This is a genomic window from Rhodococcus marinonascens NBRC 14363 (genome assembly GCF_001894885.1).
Classification (GTDB): domain Bacteria; phylum Actinomycetota; class Actinomycetes; order Mycobacteriales; family Mycobacteriaceae; genus Rhodococcus_F; species Rhodococcus_F marinonascens.
Genome location: NZ_BCXB01000004.1, coordinates 137,819 through 155,147, shown reverse-complemented (window position 1 = coordinate 155,147; position 17,329 = coordinate 137,819). Strand labels below are relative to the sequence as shown.

Annotated in this window: 12 protein-coding genes and 2 pseudogenes; 7 read left to right on the top strand and 7 right to left on the bottom strand. The window is 63.9% G+C overall.

Annotated elements, in window-relative coordinates; all coding sequences use genetic code 11:
* Positions 1 to 29 precede the first annotated feature (29 nt).
* Together RM2_RS05740 and nudC are read left to right on the top strand one after the other, a co-directional pair.
* Complete coding sequence (locus RM2_RS05740) at positions 30 to 1,097, top strand: potassium channel family protein (protein WP_072687870.1); 1,068 nt, start codon at positions 30 to 32, stop codon at positions 1,095 to 1,097.
* Between the two features lie 20 nt (positions 1,098 to 1,117).
* Positions 1,118 to 2,029, top strand: coding sequence for an NAD(+) diphosphatase (gene nudC / locus RM2_RS05735; RefSeq protein WP_072687869.1), 912 nt, complete (start codon positions 1,118 to 1,120; stop codon positions 2,027 to 2,029).
* Here the strand turns inward: nudC and RM2_RS05730 are convergent.
* Positions 2,026 to 2,280, bottom strand: coding sequence for a mycoredoxin (locus RM2_RS05730; protein WP_072687868.1), 255 nt, complete (start codon positions 2,278 to 2,280; stop codon positions 2,026 to 2,028). The two genes, nudC and RM2_RS05730, sit on opposite strands and share 4 nt — an antisense overlap.
* 93 nt (positions 2,281 to 2,373) lie before the next feature.
* On the opposite strand from RM2_RS05730, the gene RM2_RS05725 reads away from it, so the two are divergent.
* On the top strand, positions 2,374 to 4,512 hold the full coding sequence (locus tag RM2_RS05725) for an ATP-dependent DNA helicase UvrD2 (protein ID WP_072687867.1): 2,139 nt from the start codon (positions 2,374 to 2,376) through the stop codon (positions 4,510 to 4,512).
* Between the two features lie 695 nt (positions 4,513 to 5,207).
* On the top strand, positions 5,208 to 5,528 hold the full coding sequence (locus tag RM2_RS05710; RefSeq protein WP_072687865.1) for a WhiB family transcriptional regulator: 321 nt from the start codon (positions 5,208 to 5,210) through the stop codon (positions 5,526 to 5,528).
* 87 nt (positions 5,529 to 5,615) lie between these two features.
* Here the strand turns inward: RM2_RS05710 and RM2_RS05705 are convergent, their stop codons facing one another.
* From RM2_RS05705 to RM2_RS05695, 3 genes are all read right to left on the bottom strand, one after another.
* Positions 5,616 to 6,950 carry an ABC1 kinase family protein gene (locus RM2_RS05705; RefSeq protein WP_072687908.1) on the bottom strand — a complete coding sequence of 445 codons (1,335 nt, stop codon included), beginning with the start codon at positions 6,948 to 6,950 and terminating at the stop codon, positions 5,616 to 5,618.
* A gap of 7 nt (positions 6,951 to 6,957) precedes the next feature.
* Positions 6,958 to 7,851, bottom strand: coding sequence for a hypothetical protein (locus RM2_RS05700; protein ID WP_072687864.1), 894 nt, complete (start codon positions 7,849 to 7,851; stop codon positions 6,958 to 6,960).
* A gap of 119 nt (positions 7,852 to 7,970) precedes the next feature.
* Complete coding sequence (locus RM2_RS05695; RefSeq protein ID WP_072687863.1) at positions 7,971 to 9,398, bottom strand: zinc-dependent metalloprotease; 1,428 nt, start codon at positions 9,396 to 9,398, stop codon at positions 7,971 to 7,973.
* 113 nt (positions 9,399 to 9,511) lie between these two features.
* Between RM2_RS05695 and RM2_RS05690 the strand changes: the two genes are divergently transcribed.
* Entirely contained in the window at positions 9,512 to 10,534 is a 1,023-nt protein-coding gene (locus RM2_RS05690) for a YlbL family protein (protein WP_072687862.1), read from the top strand.
* A 21-nt stretch (positions 10,535 to 10,555) separates the two neighbouring features.
* Here RM2_RS05690 and RM2_RS05685 read toward each other — a convergent pair whose 3' ends face one another.
* Positions 10,556 to 11,200, bottom strand: coding sequence for a PPA1309 family protein (locus tag RM2_RS05685; protein WP_245813741.1), 645 nt, complete (start codon positions 11,198 to 11,200; stop codon positions 10,556 to 10,558).
* A gap of 119 nt (positions 11,201 to 11,319) precedes the next feature.
* Between RM2_RS05685 and RM2_RS05680 the strand changes: the two genes are divergently transcribed.
* On the top strand, positions 11,320 to 14,244 hold the full coding sequence (locus RM2_RS05680) for a UPF0182 family protein (protein WP_072687860.1): 2,925 nt from the start codon (positions 11,320 to 11,322) through the stop codon (positions 14,242 to 14,244).
* Positions 14,245 to 14,460: 216 nt separating this feature from the next.
* Here the strand turns inward: RM2_RS05680 and RM2_RS23775 are convergent.
* Positions 14,461 to 14,936 (bottom strand): annotated as a pseudogene (locus RM2_RS23775) (IS110 family transposase); the annotation flags it as partial.
* A 118-nt stretch (positions 14,937 to 15,054) separates the two neighbouring features.
* On the opposite strand from RM2_RS23775, the gene RM2_RS23770 reads away from it, so the two are divergent.
* Complete coding sequence (locus RM2_RS23770) at positions 15,055 to 15,984, top strand: transposase (protein ID WP_169846679.1); 930 nt, start codon at positions 15,055 to 15,057, stop codon at positions 15,982 to 15,984.
* 181 nt (positions 15,985 to 16,165) lie between these two features.
* Here RM2_RS23770 and RM2_RS05655 read toward each other — a convergent pair.
* Positions 16,166 to 17,275, bottom strand: a pseudogene (locus tag RM2_RS05655) (amidohydrolase family protein).
* Positions 17,276 to 17,329 lie beyond the last annotated feature (54 nt).

Below are 17,329 nucleotides of genomic sequence, written 5' to 3'. Positions count from 1 at the left end.
ATAGTTCTATACAACGTGGGGACGAAGAAATGGCCGGTAGGCTGCGTGAGAGATTGAGCAGGTCGGACAACTTGACCGACCGGCCGGACTTCGCGTTGGTGGGGGTTCTCCGGATTCCGGAATTGCAGACCAGTCCGGCGCGGGCGATCTATCGCCGGGTGGGGTATGCCCTGGCGGCGTTGGGGTTGGCCGTCTTTATCGTGTACCTAGACCGGGACGGCTATCAGGATTCGCAGGGCGGCGAGTTGTCGCTCCTCGACTGCATCTATTACGCGACGGTGTCGTTGTCGACGACGGGCTACGGCGACATCATCCCCATCACGGAGTCCGCGAGACTTCTCAACGTCCTGCTGATCACGCCCCTTCGAATCTTCTTCCTCATAATCCTCGTCGGTACGACCCTCTCCGCACTCACGGAGAGCTCGCGTCAGACGTTCAAAATTCAGCGTTGGAGGCGGCACGTGCGCAATCACACCGTGGTGATCGGTTACGGAACGAAGGGGCGCACCGCGATCGACGCGATGCTCGGTGACGACGTCCCTCCGTCGGAGATTGTCGTGGTGGACACGGATCAGTCAGTGCTCGATTTGGCTGCGGGAAAGGGGCTGGTCACAGTCCACGGATCCGCGACCAAGTCGGATGTGCTGCGGTTGGCGGGCGCGCAGAATGCAGCGGCCATCATCGTTGCGCCCAACCGAGACGACACCGCGGTGCTCGTGACTCTGACGGCGCGCGAGATCGCACCGAAGGCGAAGATAGTCGCGGCCATCCGAGAGTCGGAGAACACGCATTTGCTGCGGCAGTCCGGTGCCGACTCGGTCGTCGTGTCCTCCGAGACCGCGGGCCGACTTTTGGGCATCGCCACGACCACCCCCAGCGTGGTCGAGATGATGGAGGATCTACTCACGCCGGAGGCCGGGTTCGCCATCGCCGAACGCGCCGTGGAACGGGACGAGATCGGCGGCTCTCCGCGTCATTTGTCCGACATCGTGCTCGGTGTCGTCCGCGACGGGCGACTGGTGCGGGTCGGCTCGGCGGAGGTCGATTCGGTTGAGGAGAACGACCGTCTGCTGTATATCCGTAGGGCCGCTAACTGATCGGCAGTAGTGTCGACGTCGTGACTGCATTCCAGTTGAACGAGACCCCGCTCCTGTCCCGCTCCGCTGTCGGCCGAGCCGAGGAACTGCGTTCAGACGCGGACGCTTTGCGTGCGGGATGGCCGGAATCGCTTCTCCTGCGGGTCAATCACCGGGGGCAGGTCCGGGTTGACGATGCCGGCCTGGTGTTTGCGGACGCCACTGAACTCGGTCCCGAACCACAGCGTGGAGCGATTTTCCTTGGCGTCCGCAAGGGCCGGCACGTGTGGGCGGTGCGGGTGCCGGCACTCACCGGTGAACTGGACGATCTCCGATCGTTGGGCGAAACGCTCGACGATGCGGATGCCGGTCTGCTCACCAGTGCGCTCGCAATGCTGAACTGGCATGACCGCGCAGGCTTCAGCGCCCTCGACGGCGCGGCCTCGGAACCGACAATGTCGGGGTGGTCGCGGATCTCGACGAGCACCGGACACGAGGAGTTCCCCCGCACTGATCCCGCGATCATCTGCCTTGTCCACGACGGCGGAGACCACGTCCTGCTGGCTCGGCAGTCCACGTGGCCGCCGAGGCGGTACTCGCTCCTGGCCGGGTTCGTCGAGGCCGGTGAATCCCTCGAGGCCTGCGTGGTCCGAGAGATCAAGGAAGAAGTGGGAATCGATGTCCGCGGGGTGCGCTACCTGGGCAGCCAGCCGTGGCCGTTCCCGCGGTCGGTGATGATCGGATTCGCCGCGGTCGGCGATCCCGACGTCCCGTTCACGTTCACGGACGGCGAGATCGCCGAGGCCCGATGGTTCACCCGGGACGAGGTGCGCACGGCGCTCGAGCTCGGTGATTGGGCGTCGGATGATGATGCTCCGCTACTGCTCCCGGGCTCGATCTCCATCGCGCGGGGGATCATCGAATCCTGGGCGGGAGCAACATGGGCGTCCTAGACGTCGAGGAGTTTCTTGACCTGCGCGAGCGAAGGGTTGGTCGCGGTGCTGCCGTCGGCGAACTTAAGGGTGGGGACGACGTGGTTGCCGCCGTTGACGCTGCCGACGAAATCAGCCGACACCGGATCGTTCTCTATGTCGATCTCCACGTAGCCGATACCGGACTCGTCCAGTTGCGTCTTCAGACGCCGGCAGTAGCCGCACCACGTGGTGGAGTAGATGGTCAGGGCGGGAGTATCAGTTGCGGTCACGGCGGCTACAACACCACGGGAACGTAATATGTTCCCACTGCAGCGACATCTCTCGGCGGTCGTCCGCTGCACGCTCTGTCGGTTGTCCCTGTCATGATGGACGGCATGTCGGCCAAAGCCCCAGCAGAGGTGACGAATACCGGTCTCGACCCTGAACAGTCCGCAGCCGTGCTCGCACCGCGTGGGCCGGTCTGTGTATTGGCGGGCGCGGGAACAGGGAAGACCCGGACGATCACCCGTCGTATCTCGCATCTGGTGGAGACCGGGCACGTCGCCGCGGGGCAGGTGCTGGCAGTGACGTTCACGGCGCGAGCGGCCGGTGAGATGAGGGGCCGGCTTCGCAGCCTGGGGATCGGCGAAGGCGGAACTCAGGTCCAGGCGCGGACTTTCCATGCCGCCGCTCTGCGGCAGCTGAGGTACTTCTGGCCGCAGGTGGTCGGCAACACGGATTGGCGCCTGCTGGACCGCAAGTTCGCGGTCGTGTCCTCCGCGGCCGGGCGGGCAGGCCTGTCCACCAGCACCGAGAGCGTCCGTGATTTGGCGAGTGAGATCGAATGGGCCAAGGCGTCCCTGATCGCTTCCGAGGATTATCCGCATGCGGTGGCCCGGATGCGCAGGGAACCGCCGGTAGACGCCGCGAAGGTCGCCGAGGTCTACCAGGGTTACGAAGAACTCAAGACTCGCAACCAGGACGGGATGCTCCTCGACTTCGACGACCTCCTCCTTCACACTGTGGCCGCACTCGAAGAGCATTCGGCCGTCGCCGAGGAGTTTCGTGACCGCTACCGATGCTTCGTCGTGGACGAATACCAGGACGTCACCCCACTTCAGCAGCGTGTTCTCAACGCCTGGCTCGGTGAGCGAGACGACCTCACGGTGGTCGGTGACGCCAACCAGACCATCTATTCGTTCACCGGCGCCACACCCGAGTATCTGCTGGGTTTCTCGCGTCGATTCCCCGAGGCCACCGTCGTGCGCCTCGAGCGCGACTACCGCTCCACCCCCGAGGTCGTGTCGATGGCGAACCGGGTCATCGGTGCGGCCAAGGGAAGGATCGCCGGCACTCGACTGCAGCTGATCGGGCAACGCGACCCGGGGCCGGAGCCGGGTTTCGCCGAGTTCGACGACGAGCCGGCGGAGGCCGCCGGCGTGGCGGGCAAGATCAAACGGCTCATCGCCGCGGGTACCCCGGCAGCGGAGATTGCGGTCCTCTATCGGATCAACGCCCAGTCCGAGGTACACGAGCAGGCGTTGACGAAACTCGGTATCCCGTACCAAGTTCGCGGGGGCGAGGGCTTCTTCACCCGAACCGAGGTGCGGCAGGCACTGTCGGAGCTGCGCAAGGCTGCGGGCCGAGATGACCTGCCGGACGCGGTCGGGGCAGATCTGGTGACGCTCGTCCGCGCCGTGCTCGTGCCGCTCGGACTGACCGACACCGAACCTGCGGGTGCGCAGGCCCGGGAGCGCTGGTCCTCACTGTCCGCGCTGGTCGCACTCACTGAGGAACAATTGGCCCAGGACCCCGAGTTGACCCTTCAGGCGCTGTTGCGCGAGCTGAGCCTGCGAGCCGAGGCGCGCCACCCACCCGTCGTGCAGGGCGTGACGCTCGCCTCACTGCACGCAGCGAAGGGGCTGGAATGGGACGCGGTGTTCCTCGTGGGTCTCACCGACGGCACACTGCCCATCCAGCACGTGCTCGGCGACGCCAACTCTGGGCCCGACAATGCCGCCGTCGAGGAGGAACGCCGGTTGCTGTATGTCGGTGTCACACGCGCGCGTGAGCACCTGCAGATGTCCTGGGCGCTCTCGCGCAACGAGGGTGGCCGTAAGTCACGGCGTCGTTCACGGTTCCTGCACGGTCTCATCCCTGACGACTCGCCCGCGTCGCGGATCGCCGCGCCTGGCAAGAGCAACAAGAAGCCTCCTCGGTGCCGGTTGTGCGGAAAGCAGCTGATCGGATCCACCCCCACCATGTTGGGACGATGTGAGGGGTGCCCGTCCGACGTGGACGTCGAACTCCTCGAATCGCTCAGGTCGTGGCGGCTCGAGAAGTCGCGGGAGTTGAAGATGCCCGCCTACGTGATTTTCACCGACAACACGCTGACAGCTCTCGCCGAGCAGAGACCACGGGACGATCGAGGGCTTGTTGCGATTCCTGGGATCGGTGCGAAGAAACTCGAGCAATACGGCGAAGAGGTCCTCGCTGTAATCAAGGGAAACGCGAGCCCCTGAGCGCGTTTGAAAACTAGACCATCAGCCTTCGGGGAAGGACCGTGAATCCCGTCCTGACGTCGGCATGTTTGACAACCTGAGCTGCCAGCGACAGAACATGTTTCGACCGCCTGATCAGTCTGCCGGCGTATCGTCCTTCGGCCCAGACCAGGCGGTCGTGGGGCATGACGAACACAGCGTGATAAACGTTGATGACATATGAACTGCTGGTCGGATCGTGTGTTGGCACTCACCGACCTGCCAGGATCAGGTGGTTCGTGTCCCCGCAGGTCAAAAATGGGTTGTGCGGTTCCGGCGAGTTGCCTAGTGTGGTTCCAGCGCGAGGGAGGCTCGTGCGGTTCGCATGGGATCTAGAAGAAATGGAGGTGGCGGTGAAATGACGAAGTATCAAGCACATCAGATGACAGTCGCTGCTGCCTCCCCGCTGTTCGGGACGAACGCGGCGGAAACGGTGCTGGCGATCTGCTGGTCAGCGGCCAGTCGTCATCCCGCAGCAGCAGTCGAGTCCGTGTATCGGAGTTGTCGAGGAATTCCTCGATAGAACACTCCCACCGTCTTTTCAAGGCCACGGACCCGCAACGCGGACCGTGGCCTTTGCAGTTCGAGCACTTCCCCGCTCGCAGCCTCGGCTCTGGTTCGCGACCACTCCATCGAACCGAACAGAACGATCGTCATGAAGAGCAGAGGAGAAGGACGTGTCTACCGAGACATGCCGAGGGGTATCCGAAACCTATACCGCCACAAGCGGAGTTGTTGAGATAGCGTCCTTGCGTGGGGACCTCCCGTGCCGGGCCGACGACCCGGACCTGTGGTTCGCGGACTCGCCTGCCCGCCTGGAACAGGCCAAGGCGCTCTGCGCGCCCTGCCCGATTCGGTCCCGTTGCCTCGACGCGGCGCTCGATCGAGGTGAGCCTTGGGGTGTGTGGGGTGGGGAGATCTTCGATCAGGGCGCCGTGATCGCTCGAAAGCGTTCTCGGGGACGCCCGCCTAAGACTCAGACGCTCGTTTGCGCCTAGAGTCCAGTGCAGGGCAGGGGAATTCGTGCGCCCGCCCGGCAGATCGGACGAGTGAGCCGGGCGGACGCACGCTCTGTCTCGTCGCGATCAGAGGGTGTCTTGGTCCTCGGGAGTATCGGCGAACCCGGGGAGCCAACGCGTGAGGATGGCCATGTACGGCGCATACGCGTCCAGTTGAGCGCAGATCCCGACCGACCCCACGAGCACCCGGAAGATCATCAGATACTCGGCCGGCAGTTTCAGCGCCCGAGCTGTGCGGAACTGGGGACTGTTGAAGTAGGTTGCGGTTCCAGCGGCATTCTGCAGCCATGCGCGGGTGAAATGGAACGATTCGGATCGGATCGGATCGGTCAAGGGGCGCAGGTAGTCTGCAATTTCCTGGTCCGTGACCGTTTTGCCGGGCAGGACGAATCCGTTGGTGTGCAGCAACTCCGTCAGTTCGTCGAATTGCTCGTGCAGGGCCAGTCGGACCATGGCTCCCAGGACCGGTGGAAGCCCGTGCGGAAAGGGCGCGGCGGCACCGAAATCGATGACGCCGAGGCGGCCGTCGCTGTGCAGCATGAAGTTTCCTGGGTGCGGGTCGCAGTGGAGCAGGCCGACCCGGGTGGGGGAGGCGAAGTGGAACTCGGCCAACAGCGCTCCTGCGGTGTTGCGCTCCTCCGGCGTGCCGTCGGCGATGATGGCCGACAAGGGTTTGGCCGACATCCACTCGCTCACCACAACCTTGGGGGCGCTGGCGACGATGTGCGGGATCGCGAACTGTGGATCTCCTTCGTAGACCGTGGCGAACCGGCGCTGATTGTTCGCCTCTATCCGGTAGTCGAGTTCCTCTTCGGTCCGGGCGGTGAATTCGTCGATGACCGGGCGAACGTCGACCCCTGGTATCGCCGATGCGAACAGGCCGGCAAAGCGGCCGAGGGTCTTGAGATCGGCTCGCAGGGCTTCGTCTGCACCGGGGTATTGAACCTTGACTGCGACCTCGCGGCCATCGGACCAGACTGCGCGGTGTACCTGCCCGATACTGGCCGATGCAGCGGGGGTGTCGTCGAACGATTCGAACCGATCACGCCACTTCGTGCCCAATTGCTGGTCGAGCATCTTGTGCACGGCCCGCGCAGGCAGAGGAGGAGCCTGCGCCTGCAGTTTGTTCAGCGACTCGCGATAGGGCTCGGCGAACTCCTCTGGGATCGCGGCCTCCATCACGCTCAGGGCCTGCCCCAGCTTCATTGCGCCGCCCTTGAGTTCTCCGAGGACGGCGAACAGTTGCTCGGCGGCCTTCGCGCTCAACTGTGCGTCGATGGCGTCCTTGTCGCCCCCGGTCAGTTTCCTGCCGAGACCCATCGCCGCACGCCCCGCGATTCCCAAGGGAATGCTCGCGAGTTTGGCGGTGCGGGCAGAACTCCTGCGAGGGATGTCGGACACCACACCATCATGACGGAAGACGGCCGGGGTCGCCTGCGGCGGGTGCCAGATATGTGCAGCTGCAGCTCACCTGCCGGGGCCAGTGCCGGGTCACTAGTCGGTGGGCCGCGAGGTCGATCTCGAGGGTTGCGCCAAGACTGCTCGGCGGCGCGCTTCGAGGGGCGGACAGCACGGCCTCCAGCTGACCGAGCGCGACTGCAGCCGTAGCCATGATCACGGCAGGGCTAGCGTGCCCGACGGCCCCGAGGAGCTGAGCGGACAGGTGTGGCCAGTCGTCGTCGTATCCGGCACGGAGGAGGTCGGCGCACCGGAGACAACTGGTGTGGCCGGGCAACACGAGCGGGCCTACCACCCCGCGACCGTCGCGGAGCCGAACCTGAAGGTGAGGTATCCCGTTCCGGACCAGGTCCGCAACGAGGCGGGGCTCCGCCACTAGATCGTCCGAAAGCACGACGCACGCGGCGTTCCACCGCGTGACGTCGCTCTCCGCCGAATACCGGTACGAACGCATCACCCGATTCCCGCCGTCGGTCAGGGCGCGCGACACCGCATCCGACAGCGGCCCGCGCCCGTGCACCCGGATCGCCGGGGTTGCCGCGACGGTTGGCGGACCGGCGACGTCGATCAGTCCTGCCCGATCGAGATCGCTGAGAAGTCTGGCCACGTCAGTGGGAGCCATGCCGAGCCCCACCGCGGTCCACAGGATGTGAGGGCGTGAGTTCCTGCCGTCGAGTAGTCGGAGGACGGCGAGGAGTTGGTCGGTGTGAACACCGGGCGGCAGTGCGAGAACCAGTGCGTGCTCGGGATCCCAGCCGAGCTGGACGCGGCCGTCGCGACGGACGAGCACGGGAATTCGAGGATCGAGGGTAGCGCCAACGGCGCGTGGGTTCTGGAAGCTCACCCGCAGATGATGGCAGGCCGCGGTTAACCGAGAAGCCGTCACAGACGAGTTATCCACAGGCCGAAAAGCTTTCCGACCTGTGGATATTTCGCTACGAGGAGATTGTGTCGATCAGCGCGTCAGGGCTGGGGTTCGTCATCCCGATTCCCGCCGCCCCGCTCGGCTTCTTCAGCACGTTCGCGAGCCTCGGTGGCCTCAAGTTGCGCCATCGGATTGTCGAAGTTGCCGCCATCCTCGCCACCTCCGAGGACACGATCGACGAATGCGTCGGGATTGTCGAGATCGGACGAGTCGGGTAGCAGGTCGGGGTGGGCCCACACTCTGTCGCGAGAATCGATGGTGGATTCGGAGGTAAGCCGATTCCACAGCTGCGCCGCCTCACGTACCTTGCGGGGTCGCAATTCGAGTCCGACGAGCGTCGCGAACGTCTGTTCTGCCGGTCCGCCGGTTGCACGCCGACGGCGCAGTGTCTCGCTGAGGGCCGCGACGCCGGGGAGCCGGTCGTGCAGCGCTGAAGCCACAACGACCTCGACCCAGCCCTCGACGAGGGCGAGCAGCGTCTCGAGACGCTCGAGGGCCTGCTTCTGTTCCGGCGTGGTCTGGGGTTCGAACGCACCCTGCTGCAGGATGTTCTCGAGCTGCGAGGGATCACCCAGTGCTGACGGATCGAGCCCCTTGACCATGTCCTCGATGGCGGAGAAGTCCATCGTGATCCCGCGGGCGTATTCCTCGACCGTGGCGAGGAGGCGTTGGCGGAGCCACGGGACGTGGCTATAGAGGCGCTGGTAGGCGGCTTCACGGGCAGCGAGAAAGACGAGGATCTCCCGGTCGGGCTGTTCGAGGCCCTTGCTGAACCTTCCGACCGCGGCCGGAAGCAGGGCGCCCGTGCCGGCCGGGCCCAACGGGAGTCCGATGTCGGTGGAGGTGAGAACCTCCTTCGACAACTGGCCGAGAGCCTGGCCCAGTTGTGAGCCGAACGCGAGACCGCCCATCTGGCTCATCATGCCGAGCATGGGTCCGGCCATCTGCCGTGCCTCTTCGGGCAGACCCTGTGCCCACATGCCGGATACCTTCTCCGCGACGGGATCGCACAGCCGCTTCCACGTGTCGAGAGTATTGTCGAGCCAGTCGTTGGGCGTCCACGCGAGCGTCTTCGACGCACCCGCGGGCAATGTCGTCGCGGCGTCGAGCCATAGTTCGGCGAGCCGAGTCGCATCGGCTATGGCCTCGGAATTGCCCTGGGTGACGGGTGTGACCGAACCCATTTGCTGGCGGGCGAGTTTTTTGGCGAGGTCGTAGTTGACCGGGCCGCTCTGCTCACCCGACCCCATCGACGTACCCATCCCGCTCAGCAGCTGGCCGAACTGGGTGAGCATCTGGCCGAGAGCAGCCGGATCGAAGCCGCCTTGTGGGAACCCACCCGCCCCGAAACCGAAGTCGCCGGGACCGCCCGCGTTCTTGTCACGGTCGGACCCACTCTGATCCCCGGTGTCGTTTTCTCGGTCGGGATCGTCGGAGTTGGAGAAGCCGAACGGCGTATTGCTCATACCCCAACGTTACAAGGCGCAGGCATTCACAGGTGTCCACCGTGTCACGCTGATGGCGAACATGCCGACAGCCGACACAAGCGTCCGCGGGATCGCGCTCTACGCTGGTCCAGGTGAATCGACGGATCGTGACGCTTCTGGCTGCGCTGGGCCCGATTGTGGTACTCGGGGTCTTCGGCACGGTGACCGTGGTGCCGTACGTGGCGCTCGGGCCGGGCCCCACCTTCAACACTCTCGGGGAAGTGGGCGGTGAGGAAGTCGTCGCCATCGAGGGAACCGATGTGGACGAGACATCTGGTCATCTCAACATGACGACCGTCGCGGTGCGCGACGACCTCAATGTGTTCGAGGCTTTCGGACTGTGGGCGAGCGGGCGTCAGGGCATCGTGCCTCGCGAGGAAGTGTATCCGCCGGACAGATCGAAGGATGAGGTCCAGCAGGAGAACGAAGCCGACTTCCAGCGGTCGGAGGACAGTGCCGAACTCGCCGCACTCCATTTCCTGGGTGAGCCGGTGGACCTCCGGATCTCCCAGGTGGTTGATGATGGCCCCTCCACCGACGTTCTGCGAGCGGGCGACCAGTTGGTCAGCGTGAACGGCGCTGCGGTCTCGACTGTCGGTGACGTGCAGCAAGCTGTGGCGGCCGTGGCCCCGAGCACGGAGGTGTCGATCGTTGTCACTCGGGACGCCGTCGAGACGACGGTGCCAGTGGTGCTCGGGCCCCGCCCGGACGACAATTCCAAGGGCTATCTCGGAATAACCCCCGAGGAGGTTCCCGACGTTCCGTTTACGATCGACTTCAATCTCGCCGACGTGGGGGGACCTTCGGCCGGCCTGATGTTCGCCCTTGCTGTGATCGACAAACTAAGCCCGGGTGACCTCAACGGCGGCAAGTTCGTTGCCGGAACCGGCACTATCGACTCTGATGGCGAAGTCGGTCCGATCGGTGGCATCAAGTACAAGTTGATCGCCGCGAGCGAGGCCGGTGCCGAGACGTTCCTCGTTCCCGCGCAGAATTGCGACGAGGCCCGTCAGGGTGCGCCCGACGGACTCCGGTTGGTGAAGGTCGAGAACCTCGACGGAGCTATCGACGCCCTCGAAGCAGTCAACGCGGGCGCCGCTGCACCGCTGTGCTGAAGATGTCGTTGCGCCGAAGAGCTAGTCGTCTTCGGTCGCGTCGAACGTGGCGTACAGCGCGTTGACGAGATTCGGAGCCAGGTCCTCGTAGGTGAGCAGTTCGATTCCGGCGTAGGGGTCGGCGTCGTCGTCGGGGCGCAATTGCATCACGCACAGCGACGGACCGTCGCGCAGAACGGCTGCGATCAACCGGCCCGACTTGCGGTCCGGATGCGACTCGGCCGCGGCGCGCCCGGCATTGTCTGCGGCGTCGCGGTCGTAGAGCAGTGGGACGAGTGCATCGTCGAGATCGGACTCTGCTTCGGGTGGGAGGACGACGATCTCCTGAACGAGTGCGCAGCCGACGACGGACTCTGGCCAGCTGGTGGTGGCCAGGAATTCGTCGAGCGCACGTGACCCGCCATCGATGTCGTCCGGAAAAGGGTCCTGCGCCACAGGGGTCAATTCCGAACCCTCGAGAAGTTGGTCGAGCAGGCTCGGTTCGGCCGCGGCGAGCAATTCGGTCGGGACGAGCGCGAACATCTGAGGGGGTTGATCCCATTCTCCGGCGTCGACGAATTCGACCACCTCACGCACACAGCGGGCAAGGGTGTCCGTCTCACGGCTCACATTCTTTTCACTCACGGACTCATCTTTGCACCCCGGTAACGGGACCGAGGGCCGCATCTCGCGGATGTTACGTAAGGTGGGACGAAACGGTCACACACTCGCTGTTGGGGTGTGGGAGACTGATCGCGCAGTCGATCGCGGCGTGTGAGCGTCGCCGAGTTCTTGGAGTGTGGCTAGTGGGCATGCGGCCCCCCGCAGGATTACCATCATTGTCCAAACGCAGTCGTGTGCTGCTGGTGTCGGCGTTAGTCGCTGCCGTGCTGTTGCTGGTGGGTCCCCGCCTGATCAGTACCTATACCGACTGGTTGTGGTTCGGCGAGGTCGGATTCCGCAGCGTCTTCACCAAGGTTCTCCTCACGCGTCTAATACTCTTCCTGGTGGTCGGCGTCGTTGTCGGCCTGATCGTCTGGCTGGCACTATTGCTCGCCTACCGGTCGCGGCCGGTCTTCGTCCCGGTGTCCGGACCGAATGATCCGGTCGCGCGCTACCGCACCACGGTGATGACGCGCCTGCGCCTGTTCGGTCTGGTAATTCCGATCGTGATCGGACTGTTCGCCGGACTGATCGCCCAGTCCAGTTGGGTGACGGTGCAGCTGTTCTTCAATGGTGGCGCATTCGGCGTCACCGATCCGGAATTCGGTCTGGACGTCGGTTTCTATACCTTCGACCTGCCGTTTTACCGGTTCGTTCTCAACTGGCTGTTCGTGGCGGTTCTGCTGGCGTTCTTCGCCAGCCTGGTGACGCACTACATCTTCGGCGGGCTGAAATTGGCCGGTCGGGGAGGCACACTCACCAATGCGGCGCGTGTTCAGTTGGCAGTGCTGGCGGGAACGTTCATCCTCCTCAAGGCTGTCGCCTATTGGTTCGACCGGTACTCCCTGCTTTCGAGCAGCAGGAAGGAACCTACGTTCAGCGGCGGCAGCTACACCGACATGAATGCGGTGCTGCAGGCCAAAATGATCCTGCTGGCCATCGCGGTGATCTGTGCGGTTGCATTCTTCGCCACGATATTTCTGCGTGATCTGCGGATCCCGGCGATGGCGACAGCGCTTCTCGTCCTCTCGTCGGTTCTGGTTGGCGCGGTGTGGCCACTGGTGGTGGAACAGTTCTCGGTCAAGCCGAACGCAGCCCAGAAGGAGAGCCCGTACATCGAGCGGAACATCCAGGCGACCCGGCAGGCGTACGGGATTACCTCCGACAACGTCGAGTACGCGGACTACCCTGGTGTCGGCACCGAACAGCCTCAGGACGTGCCTGCGGACGTGACGACCATCGCCAACGCGCGTTTGCTGGACCCGAATATCCTGTCACCCACTTTTACCGCCCAGCAGCAGTTGAAGAACTTCTACGGGTTCCCCACGACGCTCAACGTCGACCGGTATGAGACAGACGGTCAACTGCGCGACTACGTTGTTGCGGCGCGCGAACTCGCGCCGGCCAACCTGACCGGAAACCAGACGGACTGGATCAACCGCCATACCGTTTACACCCACGGCAACGGGTTCATCGCTGCGCAAGCCAACCAGGTGACTGCGGCGGAGGGCGATAACACCGGCGGATACCCGCTCTACAACGTGAGCGATCTCAATTCGCAGCCCGCCGATCCGGCCCTTCAGGTGGACAATCCCCGAATCTATTACGGCGAGTTGATCGCCGAATCCGATCCCGACTACGCCATCGTCGGGGCCGCGCAGGGAGAGGCTCCGCGAGAATACGACACCGACACCTCCAACTACACCTACACCGGTTCCGGCGGAGTGCCGATAGGCAATTGGTTCAACCGATTGGCCTTCGCAGCCAAGTTCACCGAGCGAAACATCCTGTTCTCCGGGGCGATCGGGTCGGATTCGAAGATCATCTACAACCGTGACCCTCGCGACCGGGTGAGTCAGGTGGCGCCGTGGCTGACCACCGACGGCTCCGTGTACCCGGCCGTGGTCGACGGCAAGGTCCAATGGATCGTCGACGGCTATACGACGCTCGAGAACTACCCCTATGCACAGCGCAGTTCACTCGACGGGTTGGTCGAGGACAGCATCGATCAGAACACCGGCCGATTGATTCCGCGCAAGGAGGTGTCCTACATTCGTAACTCGGTGAAGGCCACAGTCGATGCGTACGACGGCACGGTGACGCTGTATCAGGTGGACGAGAACGACCCCGTGCTGAAGGCGTGGATGGGTGTGTTTCCCGACACCGTCAAGCCGAAGAGTGAGATCAGCGCGGACCTCCAGGCGCACTTCCGCTACCCCGAAGACCTGTTCAAGGTTCAGCGGGAGATGCTGGCCAAGTATCACGTGGACAATCCGAATGAGTTCTTCACGAACAACGCGTTCTGGTCGGTACCGAGTGATCCCACGATCGATACGAGCGCCAATCAGCCTCCCTACTACGTCCTGGTCGGCGATAAGGACACGGCAGAGCCCGAGTTCCGTCTGACGAGCCCGATGGTGGGTTACAACCGTGAGCTGCTGTCCGCATACATTTCGGTAGTCGCCGATCCGGAGGATTACGGCAAGTTCACCGTGTTCGAGCTACCGACGGATACGCAGACTCAGGGGCCGCAGCAGGCACAGAGTGCGATGACCTCCAATTCGACGGTTGCCAGCGAGTTGTCGCTGTTGCGGCAGTCGAACAGGATTCAATTCGGAAACCTGCTCACGCTACCTATTGCCAATGGCGGCATCCTCTACGTGGAGCCGCTGTATACCCAGCGGAACTCCGCGAACGCCTTCCCGCAACTCGCACGTGTCCTGGTGAGCTTCAGCGACACCAACGGTATCCGGGTCGGCTACGCGCCGACGTTGGCGGAGGCGCTCAGTCAGGTGTTCGGTGCCGGTACTGCCTCTGTGGCGACGGAGCCCAGCGATGAGGCGGTTCTGTCTGAAACCGAGGCGGGTGCGCCGCCGCCACCCGCGGAGGCGGCGGAACCGGTTCCCGCGGCAGTGCCAACGGTTGATGCTGCGGCTGCGATCACTGAACTCAACGCATCGTTGGATGCGCTGACCGCCGCTCAGAGTAGTGGTGACTTCACGGCTTATGGAGCGGCCCTCACACGGCTCCAGAACGCTGTTGCCGCCTACGAGGCGATCCCGAAGTAGGGGCGTTTCACACCTACATCGTGCTTCACACACATGACCCCGGAATCTTCGGCGCGAACCCGGCACTTCGGGTCCGGGATAGCCGATCTGGCAACGTGTGAGCATGTCATGGGTTACTTTTCACCTGTTGCATCCAGGGTGGTGAAGCGGGCGTACAAGTACCGTTTCTGCCCGAGCGGCGAGCAGCGAGCGAGTATCCGGGCCGACTGTTTTGTCGAGGTAGGGGCCGATGGCTGGTTCGAGTGCGGGGTGGACGTCGACCGGTAGTCCGCGGATCCGGTTGGTCAACCGAGTGGCCTCGACCGCGAGGTCGTCGTCGAAGCCGGCGAGCATCCTCAGGTCGGCGATCTCTTCGTCGTCAGTGCTGTTCAGTCGCAGGGTCGACGGTAGGGTGCGTGCGGCCTCGGCGATGACGAACGCGTCGCGGGCATCGGTTTTGGCGTTGCCGGGTGCAGGTCCGCGATCCGTCGCATCGCCAGACCCGGGAGGTAGGTCACCACCAATCCCGCATTGCGGGCGACCGAGACCGGCAGTGCGCCGATGCTATGGGGTTGGTCGGCGATCACCATGACGGGGCCATGCTGGCCCAGATCGGTGAACGGCTCCCGGAGTCGCGTCTCGTCCTGAGGAAACTCTTTGTCGTAGAGGCGATTTCCATTGGAATCGAGTGCTACCGCATGATGATGGTTCTTCGATCTTGAGCGGGCAACCTACGGTTTGAGGGTGTTCGGCGCGCCTACCAGTACGAAGCCCTTGACCTCCTGAAGTCTGAGTGTTGCGAAGCATTCGGACCGAAGGAGAACCAAGGGCGTGGTCGAGAGTACGACACTGTTGTTCGGGCTACCCGGACTGCGGGTGACGAACGTGTCCCGAAAACCAGATGGAACCAGGATCGTCGATGTGGTCACCGATGACGAGCGTGCATCGGCGTGCCCGGGGTGCGGAGTGTTCTCTACTTCCACCAAGGAACGCGTGATCACGTTTCCCAAGGACATCCCGTACGGTTCCGACCGAATCATTGTTCACTGGAGCAAGACCCGGTGGCGATGCCGAGAGGAATACTGCACCCGCGGATCGTTCACCGAGGTGATCGAACAGATCCCACGCCGTGCCCGCACCACCGGCCGGCTGCGCACCCAGATCGGGGCGGCGATCGGTGACGCCGCCCGCTCGGTGGCCGAGGTCGCCGCCACCCACAGTGTGTCCTGGCCGACCGCGCACCGGGCGTTCATCGCCCGCGCCGAAGCACTGCTGATCGAGCCGGCCCCGGTGCGGTCCTCGGCATCGACGAAACCCGACGCGGGAAGCCCCGGTGGGAGCGGTGCCGGGACACCGGAAGGTGGGTGCGGGTCGACCCGTGGGACACCGGGTTCGTCGACCTCGGCGGTGACCAAGGTTTGCTGGGCCAGAGGGAAGGACGGACCACCGCGGCAGTCGTGGAATGGCTGCGTGAGCGCACCCCCGAGTTCCGGGAGGGAATTCGAATACGTGGCGATCGATCCCGCGGCGGTGTATGCGGCGGCGATCCGCACCGAAGGATTGTTGCCGGGTGCCACCCTGGTGGTCGATCACTTCCACCTCGTCACGCTCGCCAACGACACAGTCACCAAGGTCCGCCGCCGGGTCACCTGGGAACTCAAAGACCGGCGCGGCGGCACGATCGACCCGGAATGGGCCAACCGTCGCCGGTTGATCACCGCACGGGAACACCGGTCGAACAAGAACTTCGCGCGTATGTGAAATGCCATCGTCGACGAGGACCCGAGCGCGCAGATCCTCTCGGCGTACATCGCGAAGGAGGAACTACGTACGCTGCTCTCCTCGGTGCGTACCGGTGGTGATCCGGGCCTGACCCGGAATCGGCTGCACACGTTTCTCACCTGGTGCATCGACTCGAACATCCCCGATCGGCTCGTCCAACTCAGGGTCGGCAACCGTCGCGAGCGCTTCTAGGACGTCCGCCTCCGAGCAGACGGCGGGCGCGGTCATGACGATGCGACCTCCTTCGCCCCAACGCGATCTCGACACCATCTTGCCCCGCCTGCGCGGGCAGGCGCAGATCCGCGGGAACGTCGATGTCGTACAGGCCGGCCGCGGTAAGTCCGAGGATCTTCTTCTTCTGCTCGACGGTGATCGGGGCATAGTCGGTCAGCATGTCCTCGGGGATCTCGAAGTCGACGAATTTCTCGATCAGCCACTACGGGGTCCACAGCGCATAGTCGCTCCCGAACACGATCTTGTCCTCACCGAGCCAGTAGAGAAGCTCCCCGATGATCTGCGCGAAATACCTTGGGCGGGTGTGGATGAAGGGCAGTGCCACCGACAGGCCGCCGTAGACGTTCGACTCCTGGGTCGCGATCCAGCAGAAGTCCTCGAGCCGCGGCAGGCCAACGTGCTCGACGATGAAACGCAGGTCCAGGTAGTCGGTGGCGACCTTGTCGACGTCCGCGACGTCGAAGGCATCGCGGTCCAGCGGCCGGATCGTCGGTCCTTTGTGAACGTGAATATTCCTGATGCCCAGCTCGATGCACTCTTCGAGGTACCGCCGTGACCACGGATCGTCGAGTTCGTAGCCGCGAGAGTCGCCATGCCACTCAGCCGTGTACAGCTTGACACCCTGCAGGTTCATCCGAGCCGCGTCCCTACGCAGTTGCTCGAGACCGGCTTTCTCGTGACGAGGGTCGTAGGCGTGATTGTAGGTCAGCTTGTCGGAATGCTTGCGGGTAAGACTCAAGGCGTCCTCGGTCTGCCCGAATCCAGTGACGTAGAAGTCGCTCAGCAAGGTGGCCTGGAAGATTGCGTGGTCGACGTATCCGTCTACGAAGAGGTCCCGGAGCAGGCGCTCTTCGCCGTAGTAGGTGTAGGTGTCGTAGTCCCAGACGTACTCTTCGGGGCTGAGGTTCTTGTGGTAGTCGTAGAAGCAGTCGATGAACTGCTTGCCATGCACGTTTTTGTGGTTCGACTCGCGGCCGTCCCAAAGGTGCACGTGCCCGTCCACGATGAAGTACTTCTGCCCATCTTTCTGATACATCAATTCCCTCGCTCGGGTTTGTTCCTGCAGGTGGGTCACCTACAGGGGCTGGTC